5 protein-coding genes are annotated in these 9,391 nt (G+C 38.7%); 2 read left to right on the top strand and 3 right to left on the bottom strand.

Annotated features, from left to right (window positions below; genetic code table 11):
• Window positions 1-518 precede the first annotated feature (518 nt).
• Genes C5N92_RS09975 through C5N92_RS09965 form a run of 3 tightly spaced genes read right to left on the bottom strand, consistent with a single transcriptional unit; the run spans window position 519 to window position 5,283 of the window.
• Window positions 519-1,763 carry an HlyD family type I secretion periplasmic adaptor subunit gene (locus tag C5N92_RS09975; protein WP_111750701.1) on the bottom strand — a complete coding sequence of 415 codons (1,245 nt, stop codon included), beginning with the start codon at window positions 1,761-1,763 and terminating at the stop codon, window positions 519-521.
• Window positions 1,764-1,809: 46 nt separating this feature from the next.
• Window positions 1,810-3,975 (bottom strand): type I secretion system permease/ATPase, encoded by a 2,166-nt coding sequence (locus C5N92_RS09970; RefSeq protein ID WP_111750700.1) that lies wholly within the window; start codon window positions 3,973-3,975, stop codon window positions 1,810-1,812.
• Window positions 3,976-4,008: 33 nt separating this feature from the next.
• Window positions 4,009-5,283, bottom strand: coding sequence for a TolC family protein (locus tag C5N92_RS09965; protein WP_111750699.1), 1,275 nt, complete (start codon window positions 5,281-5,283; stop codon window positions 4,009-4,011).
• Window positions 5,284-5,537: 254 nt separating this feature from the next.
• Here C5N92_RS09965 and ribF point away from each other — a divergent pair, with 254 nt between their 5' ends.
• Both ribF and ileS read left to right on the top strand, forming a co-directional pair.
• Window positions 5,538-6,497 (top strand): bifunctional riboflavin kinase/FAD synthetase, encoded by a 960-nt coding sequence (ribF, locus tag C5N92_RS09960; protein ID WP_111750698.1) that lies wholly within the window; start codon window positions 5,538-5,540, stop codon window positions 6,495-6,497.
• Between the two features lie 54 nt (window positions 6,498-6,551).
• On the top strand, window positions 6,552-9,371 hold the full coding sequence (ileS, locus tag C5N92_RS09955) for an isoleucine--tRNA ligase (RefSeq protein ID WP_111750697.1): 2,820 nt from the start codon (window positions 6,552-6,554) through the stop codon (window positions 9,369-9,371).
• Window positions 9,372-9,391: the final 20 nt, after the last annotated feature.

The raw sequence follows: 9,391 nt of genomic DNA, 5'->3' as shown, positions 1-9,391 counted from the left end.
TCAGAAGTGAAACGCAGTAACGCCGATGGTAGTGTGGGGTTTCCCCATGTGAGAGTAGGGCACCATCAGGGTTTTATACCAAAGAAAACCGCAAGTTAGAGATAGCTTGCGGTTTTTTGCGTTTGGGGATGGGGAAACATAGTAGACGAAAAGCAAAAAGGTGGGTAGACAAGCGGGGAGATTGGGGAAAGGTTTTACAAATGATGGAAAATATCTGACCGCTTGTGATATGTGAGAGTTTACGATTTTAGGCAGCACTTGCACAAATCCAGTGTAATTGTTGGGATCCTTATCCAAAATAACACTCAATATTTAATGCGTGGGGAGAAACTATCTCCAAGGGTTATTTTGAGTTTTGTATCACTGCTATATAAGTCAGCTGATTTTTCTGTAAAAAAATATACCCTTAATCTCAAGCTTAAGGGTATTAAGATGTATATTGTGGTTGTGGAATACAAGAAGCATAACCATGTTATCTTAGAGACTTTGATTTTTTATAATCCGCTAAAGTATTAACTTTATCTCTCTTGTAAGGCTTGCTTCATTCTAGTAATTGGCTTAATGAGATATTCAAAAATAGTTTTTTGTCCTGTTTTAATATCTATAGAAGCAATCATTCCCGGAATAATTGGCATCACTTTGCCGTCTTTATCGACTAAATGGCTACCTTCTGTTTTTACTATAACTCGATAGTAGGCTTCATTAGGATTTAATTTTAGATCATTTGGTCTTTTCTGGTCATGTAAAGTATCTGGGCTAAGTAATGTAACAATACCGTCTAAACCACCGTAGATGGAATAATCATAAGCGGTAAGTTTAACTAGCGCAGGCATTCCAGGACGAACATAAGCAACATCACTTGGACTAATATACGCTTCAACCAATAGCGTATCTTCTACAGGGACAATTTCCATAATATCTTGCCCTGCATTGATAACTCCACCAATGGTATTGATACGGATATTTTTCACAATCCCTTTCAATGGCGATCGGACAAAGGATCGATTTACAGGATCTGCTCGCATTGCCATATTTTCTTTTGCTTGAGAAAGTTCGGCACTAATTTTAGTGAGTTCTGAGCTTGCATCCGTGACATATTTATTTTTTCGTTCAACCATCTGTAACTGTAAATCGCTAGATTGGCGTTTCATTCGTAGTAATTCAACTTCTGATAGCGCACCTTTAGCAACCATAGGCTCAGTCATTTTAATTTCACGATCAATCAATGCCTTACTACTTTGTAGGCTTTTTAGTGATTCTTGTAAGGCAATTTTACGCTGCTGATAAATAGCTCTCTCTCTTTGTTGAAGATTGCTTGAAATACTATCTGAAAAGCTAAGTGGCGTCCCATAGGCTTCAGCTTGTAAACGAGCAGAGAGTGCTTCTAAGTTTTCTACTTTTGCTTGACTTTCACGTAAAACAGCAGAGCTTCGAGTATCATCTAATTTAAGTAGAATCTGATCTTTCTCAACAGTATCACCTTCTTTTACCAACATCTCTTTTAGGATACCTGGATCTAAACTTTGAATCACTTGCTCACGGCTATTTGGAATGATACTACCTTGCCCACGAGTGATTTCATCAACTGGACTGTGATAAGCCCAAATAACAAATACGATAAGAAGTATGAAAAGTAGAGAGATTGTTGCAAATATTGAGCGATGACTTTCTTGCTGCAATGCTGCATTTAAATCATTTAATAAACGGAGATCCTTTTTATTAAGATTCTTGGCTGAGATTGTTAAATTATTATGCTTATCCATTATTAATTACTCTAAAATCAATGGGAAAATATCTATATAGTAGTTCTCAAGCGGTCACTTCTTCTGATTTTTTTGCAGATTCAGACTCTGTATGCTTGTTTGGTTGTTTAGATAGATGTTTTAGGACGACATCTCTAGGTCCATCAAGCACAACCTTACCTTCTTCCATCACGACAATTCTGTTTACAATTTGTAATACTTGTGAGCGATGGGTGACAATCACTAATGTTTTGTCCCTAGCCCATTGTGCAATGCCTTGTAATGCTTGTATTTCACTGTTTTGATCTAATCCTGTTGTTGGTTCATCTAATAAAGCGACTTTCGGATTTCTCATTGTCATACGCGCTAAGGCTATCATTTGTTTTTGCCCACCAGATAAACCTAAGCCATTTTCACCTAGTGGCATATCTAGACCTCGTGGATGATTACGAATGAGATCGAGCAAACCAAATCGAGCCAAGGCTTGTAATAGATCTTGGTCTGTGGAGAATCCATCCATACGCGATAAATCAAGATTTTCACGTAGTGTACCTAAAAAAAGGCGTGGATTTTGCTCTAACAATAAAAGCTGGTTACGCAGAAATTGCGGATCTATTTGGCGAAGATCGATATTATCTAAAGTGATATTACCTTGCTGTGCTTCATATAGCCCCGTTGCCAATTTTAGTAATGTTGATTTCCCTGAGCCGATTTTTCCTAGGATAGCGACTTTTTCTCCTTGCTTAATTTCTAGATTCAGATCTCTGATAAGTTGGTTCTCGTTACTATAGCCAAAATTTACTTTATTAAAGTGTAGTGTGCCACGAACTGAATTGAGCGTTATATAGTTTCTTTCAACATCTCGTTCTGTTGGTCGCTCAGCAATAGAATTAATACCTTGTAATGCCAATTTTGCTTGTTGAAAACGAATTGTTAGTGCTGCAATTTGACTTAATGGTGCAAGAGCACGACCTGAGAGAATCACGCATGCGATAAGGGCCCCCATAGTAATTTTGTTACTAGGATCTTCGCTATGAATTAAATAGGTTCCTAATAAAACGAGAAAAACGGTATTTAACTGTTGCATCATCATCGTGAAATTGGTGATGAAATTACTAGTATTTTTTACTTTAATCGATGATGAAGCCGTTTTTGCTGTAAAAAAATCCCAGCGTTTTTGAGCCCAGTTTAATGCATTATTCGTTTTTAAGGTTTCTAACCCTTCAATGGCTTCTACGGTTAGTCCTTGGCGTTGTGAACTTTCACGCATAGATTCGTTGATATAGCGTGAAAGGGGGATTTGAGCGATTAAACCAACAATAATAACCACAGGAATAATCATCATGGGGACTAAAGCGAGTTTTCCGCCCACAATAAACATAACAAATAGGAATAATAACAGGAATGGAAAATCAACCAATGTAAGCAAGCTTGCACTTGTCATAAATTCTCGAACAGCTTCAAACTCCCTTAAGTTGTTGGCATAAGATCCTGATGACGTCGGTCTATCTTGTAATTTGATATTCAGTATGCGTCTAAATAATGCAGAACTGATAATAAGATCTGCTTTTTTCCCAGCAATATCCGTAAGATAAGAACGTAGCATTTTGGCGATAAGTTCAAAAACAATCGCAATTATTACGCCAATACTTAGAACCCATAAGGTATCATATGCTTTATTCGGAATCACTCGGTCATACACATTCATTACATATAACGAGCTGACTAAAGCTAAAAAGTTAACAATAAAACTAGATAAAATAACTTGATAGTAATAACTTTTGAAACGCCAAATCACTTTGAAAAACCATGCCTTAGGCAAGTTATATTCAGGCAAGTCTGAACGAGTATCGACGCTTTCTCTTGGCTTTATAAACCAACAGTGATGTAGATACTTATTTTCTAACTCTCTTTCCGTAAACCATTGAGATAAGCCATCAAGTAGCTGTACTTTATATTTTCGCCCGTCATCATTTTCTTCAATTTCTACTACTAATGCGGCTTCTTCATTTTTTAGGAATAAAAGGACAGGTACCGCTAGACTTGGAATATCTTTTAAGGCACGTTTAGATATCGTATTATCAAACCCTTCACTTTTGAGATACTCACACAGAGAACCAAAGTTTAATCCCATATTTTCAGTACGAATAGTGTGGGCTGCTAGGGTTGCAACAGATAAGTTTCCGCCTAATAGTTGTGTCGCTAGGGATAAATTTTCTATAATTTGTTTCATTTCTTTATAACCAGAATTTAATCTAAATAAGCGTTATTTAAGATTAGGTAACATATTTTGTTGATCTTTTATATTACTCCAAGTTGAGATCATGCCTTGTGAATATAAGTAATCAAGTATGGACATACGTAAGTTATGGGATGTTGAACTATATGCTAATTCTACGCTAGAGAGATCTTTTTCTGCGTTCAGTACATCAAGTAAAGAGCGTCTTGCAATATCAAATTGAAGGCGATAAAACTCGACCACTTTAGCGGAAGACACCATCTGTTTTTTCAGTGCATTTAGCTGAAGATTACTCTCTTGAATATTGATTTTCGCGATATTTGCACCATCTTCAATGTCTCGGATCACACGTTGTAAGCGAGCTTTACTTGCAGAAATTTGGCTAGCTTTTTCTCGGGTTCCGTAACTACTAGAACGATTATAAATATCCCAAGAAAGTTGCATACCAATTTGTCTATCTTCTTTGGTTGCAGAGCCAATAAGATTCAGTTTAGGGAGCTGTTTTCTCTTTTCTACTTCAGCGGAAAGGGTTTTCTCTTCATAATCAGCCATATTTGCTTTATAAAGCGGATTCTCTTGTGCATTTTGCATAGTATATTGCTGATAAAGTCTATCTTCAGTTAATTTATCAAATGGGTTTGCAAGATCTTTTTCTGTCACCTTCTGATTAGTATATTTGGATAAAGTATTTAATGTGGATGTTAATTTTTGACGATAGCTATTGATCTCTTGTTGTACCATTAACATACGGCTTTCAGCTTGTACTAATTCAGATTCTCTACCTTCATCATATTCAAAAATGATCTTTAAATTTTTGATAATATCCTGATGGCGTTTCATACTTTTTTCTAATACAGAGATAGATTCTTTTATATTCAATGCAGTTAAATATAGCTGGCTAATGATATAGGCAAGCTCTTCCCGGGTTGCAGAATAAGTATGTTGATAATATTCAGTTTCCTTTTTACTTCTTTCAATATCTTTTTCAATGGCGCCAAAGGAATATAAATTGACTTCCATCTGTAATCCAGGAGTCAATCTCCGTGATTGGTAGTCGTTTTGGTAACGATGATATTCACTCAATACTTGAGAACCTGTTGCACTAATAATTGGGTAGTGTTGAGATTTACTTTGCTCAACTCTGTTCTGTGCTGCTTCAATGTTAGCAATAGCCTCTTTTATTTCAGGGGCAGAAGATAAATTATTTTGTAGAATCGTTTTTAGTGAACTTGCTTGAGAGAAGGTACTCAGTAGTCCAGTAAAAATGAATAATAACATACGCTGTGTTGTCGAAATCTTCATGTTTTTTAACCTAAATGTAAATATAAGCTTTAAGGCAAAAAATAACAAAAAACGCTAGTAATAGGAATCTAAACCTGTAATCTTTACGTTAACTTAAGGTGTTTTGACACATAAATAAGCGTTTTCTCAATACGTTACTATGAATTTGTTCTAGGAGAATTTGTAATATCTTTAATGCCTTTTCTTCCCATTTTCTTCTGTTCCCCGTATAATCGGGAATAATTTTTTGTTTGAAAAACTAAAACTGATAACTAATGCAATTAATTCGACGCATTCATAGCCTTGCGCATCTCCCCGATTTAGATCAGGGATGTGCATTAACGATTGGAAATTTTGATGGTGTTCATTTAGGACACCAGCAAATTCTGCATCGTTTAATTGAAAAAGCTAAAATCTTGAATGCGCCTTCAGTTGTTATGATCTTCGAGCCACAACCAAGAGAGTTTTTCGCAAAGTTTTCAGGCAACGTCTCTGCACCTGCACGCTTAATGCGTTTACGTGATAAGATTTCTGCATTAGAAAAGGTTGGAGTAGACTATTTACTCTGTATGCGTTTTAATCAGGCTTTTTCACAGCTTCAACCGAGCGAATTTATTCAAGAACTATTGGTAAATCAACTTAATGTGAAGTATTTGAGTGTCGGTGATGATTTTCAGTTTGGCTACAAGCGGTCAGGAAACTTTGAAAGTTTGCAAAATGCAGGCAAGCAATTTGGTTTTGAAGTTGAAGATTTTCATAGTCACTGTTTAGATAAAGAGCGTATTAGTAGCTCGCTTATTCGCCAAGCATTACAACATGATGATTTGGCTTTAGCAGAAAAAATGTTGGGTAAACCCTATGCTATTCGTGGTCGTGTAGCTCACGGCAATAAGATCGGCAGAACTATCGGCTTTCCAACGGCAAATATTATGCTCAACCGTTTAGTTACAGCAATTCAAGGCGTCTATGCGGTTCAAGTTGAAACTGCGGACGGAACCTTTAATGGCATTGCCAATGTCGGTAATCGCCCGACAATTAATGGCACGAAGCCGTTGTTGGAAGTACATATATTTAATTTTGACCGTTCGATTTATGGACAAGCTATTGAAGTCCGTTTTTTAAAGAAAATACGTTCAGAAATTAAATTTGCAAACTTTGATGAATTGAAGTCACAAATAGAGCGTGATGTGATTGATGTAAAAAACTTTTTTGGCACTTACAAGCGGTCAGATTAAGCGAATATTTTACAAAAACAAATTTATTTTAAATTTTATTAATTGGAACAACAAATGACAGTCGATTACAAAAACACCTTAAATCTGCCTGAAACAGGCTTTCCGATGCGTGGGGATCTCGCTAAGCGTGAACCTGCGATGTTAAAAAATTGGTACGATAAAAATTTGTATCAAAAAATTCGTGAAACATCAAAAGGGAAAAAATCGTTTATTTTGCACGATGGCCCTCCGTATGCGAATGGCAACATTCACCTTGGTCACGCCGTTAATAAAATTTTAAAAGATATTATTATTAAATCGAAAACTGCAATGGGTTTTGACTCGCCATATATTCCGGGGTGGGACTGCCACGGTTTGCCGATTGAGTTAAAAGTAGAAGGTTTGGTGGGTAAGCCAAACGAGAAAATTTCTGCGGCAGAATTCCGTCAAGCGTGCCGTGATTATGCGAAAGAGCAAGTTGAAGGGCAAAAAGCGGACTTTATCCGTATGGGCGTGTTGGGCGATTGGGATAATCCTTATCTCACTATGAATTTTAATACCGAAGCGAACATTATCCGTACGTTAGGAAAAGTGATTGCAAATGGTCACTTATACAAAGGCTCAAAACCCGTTCACTGGTGTTTAGATTGTGGCTCTTCTTTAGCAGAAGCGGAAGTGGAGTACGAAGATAAAGTTTCACCGTCTATCTATGTGCGTTTCTCAGCGGTAGATCCTGCACAAGTGGAAGCGAAATTCAATGCACAAGGTAAAGGAAGCGGTCAGATTTCAGCGGTAATTTGGACAACAACGCCTTGGACGTTACCATCAAACCGTGCGATTGCGATCAACGCGGAATTGGAATATCAGCTGGTGCAATTTGGCGATGAGCGTGTGATTTTAGCTGCTGAATTAGTCGAAGCGGTACAAAAAGCCGCTGGCGTTGAGCAAGTAGAAGTTTTAGGTTCGGCGAAAGGAAGCGAGTTGGAATTGGTGCGTTTCAACCACCCATTCTACGATCATACTGTGCCGTTTATTTTAGGCGATCACGTTACCACTGACGGCGGTACGGGCTTAGTTCATACCGCACCTGATCACGGTTTAGACGACTATATTGTCAGCCAAAAATATCAATTAGAAATGGCAGGTTTGATTGCTAATGATGGTAAATTTGTTTCAAAAGCTCCATTCTTTGCAGGCAAAGGCGTGTTTGAATCAAATGATTTAGTCATTGAAAAACTGAAAGAAACTGGCACCTTGCTCAAATTAGAACGCATTAAACATAGCTATCCGCACTGCTGGCGACACAAAACCCCGATTATTTTCCGTGCAACACCACAATGGTTTATCGGTATGGAAACACAAGGGTTACGCAAACAAGCATTAGGTGAAATCAAGAAAGTACGTTGGATCCCAAGCTGGGGTGAAGCACGTATCGACACCATGGTGGCGAACCGTCCAGACTGGTGTATCTCTCGTCAGCGTACTTGGGGCGTGCCGATGACTATGTTCGTGCATAACGAAACAGAACAGCTTCACCCACGCACCTTAGAAATTTTAGAAGAGGTGGCAAAACGTGTGGAACAAGCAGGTATCCAAGCATGGTGGGATCTCGACCCGAAAGACGTATTAGGCGAAGAAGATGCGAAAATTTACCGTAAAGTGCCTGATACTTTAGATGTATGGTTCGACTCAGGATCAACTTATGCGTCTGTGGTACAACAACGCCCAGAGTTCAACGGCAACTCAGCAGATATGTACCTTGAAGGTTCCGACCAACATCGTGGCTGGTTTATGTCTTCCTTAATGCTTTCAACAGCAACGGACAATAAAGCTCCGTATAATCAAGTACTTACGCACGGTTTTACAGTGGACGAGAAAGGTCGCAAAATGTCGAAATCGCTTGGTAATGTGATTGTGCCGAGCGAAGTGTGGAACAAAAACGGCGCGGATATTTTACGTTTGTGGGTCGCTTCAACGGACTACACGGGCGAAATTGCGGTTTCTCACAACATTTTAAACAGTGCGGGCGACACTTACCGCCGTATTCGTAACACTGCTCGTTTCTTGTTAGCGAACTTAAACGGTTTCGATCCAAAACGTGATTTGGTTCAGCCTGAAGAGATGATCGCTTTAGATCGCTGGGCAGTGGCTTGTGTGTTAGATGCACAAAATGAAATTAAAGACGCTTATGATAACTATCAATTCCATACCGTTGTGCAACGTTTAATGCGTTTCTGCTCAATCGAAATGGGGTCATTCTACCTTGATATTATCAAAGACCGTCAATACACCACCAAAGCGGACAGCCTTGCTCGCCGTAGTTGTCAAACAGCGTTGTGGCACATTTCCGAAGCATTAGTACGTTGGATTGCACCGATTTTATCCTTTACCGCAGACGAAATTTGGGGCTACTTACCGCAAGTGGAAGGTCGTAGCGAATTTGTCTTTACCGAAGAGTTCTACACAGGCTTATTCGGCTTAGGCGAAAACGAAAAATTAGACGACAACTACTGGCAAAAACTGTTAAAAGTGCGTGCCGAAGTAAACCGTGTGTTAGAGCAAGCGCGTAACGACAAACTTATCGGTGCAGGCTTAGAAGCGAAAGTCACGGTGTACGCTAACGATGATATTCGCCCATTATTAGAGCAACTCGGAAATGAATTACGCTTTGTGCTGATCACATCACAAGCGGTGGTTAAACCATTGAAAGATGCAGATGTGGAAGAAGGCGAATTAGCTGGCTTGGCGGTGAAAGTAGAGCGTGCCGACGGCGAAAAATGTCCACGTTGCTGGCATTATGCAACCGACATCGGTGCAAACGCAGAACACCCAGAGATTTGTGGGCGTTGTGTGGAGAATGTGGTGGGGAGTGGTGAGCAAAGATCATTTGCTTAAATCTCTTTTTATTTGTAGGG

The sequence above is a fragment of the Glaesserella australis genome (assembly GCF_003260095.1).
Lineage (GTDB): Bacteria > Pseudomonadota > Gammaproteobacteria > Enterobacterales > Pasteurellaceae > Glaesserella > Glaesserella australis.
Note: the sequence above shows the minus strand (reverse complement) of the source record. Positions and strands in the feature narration are given on the sequence as shown.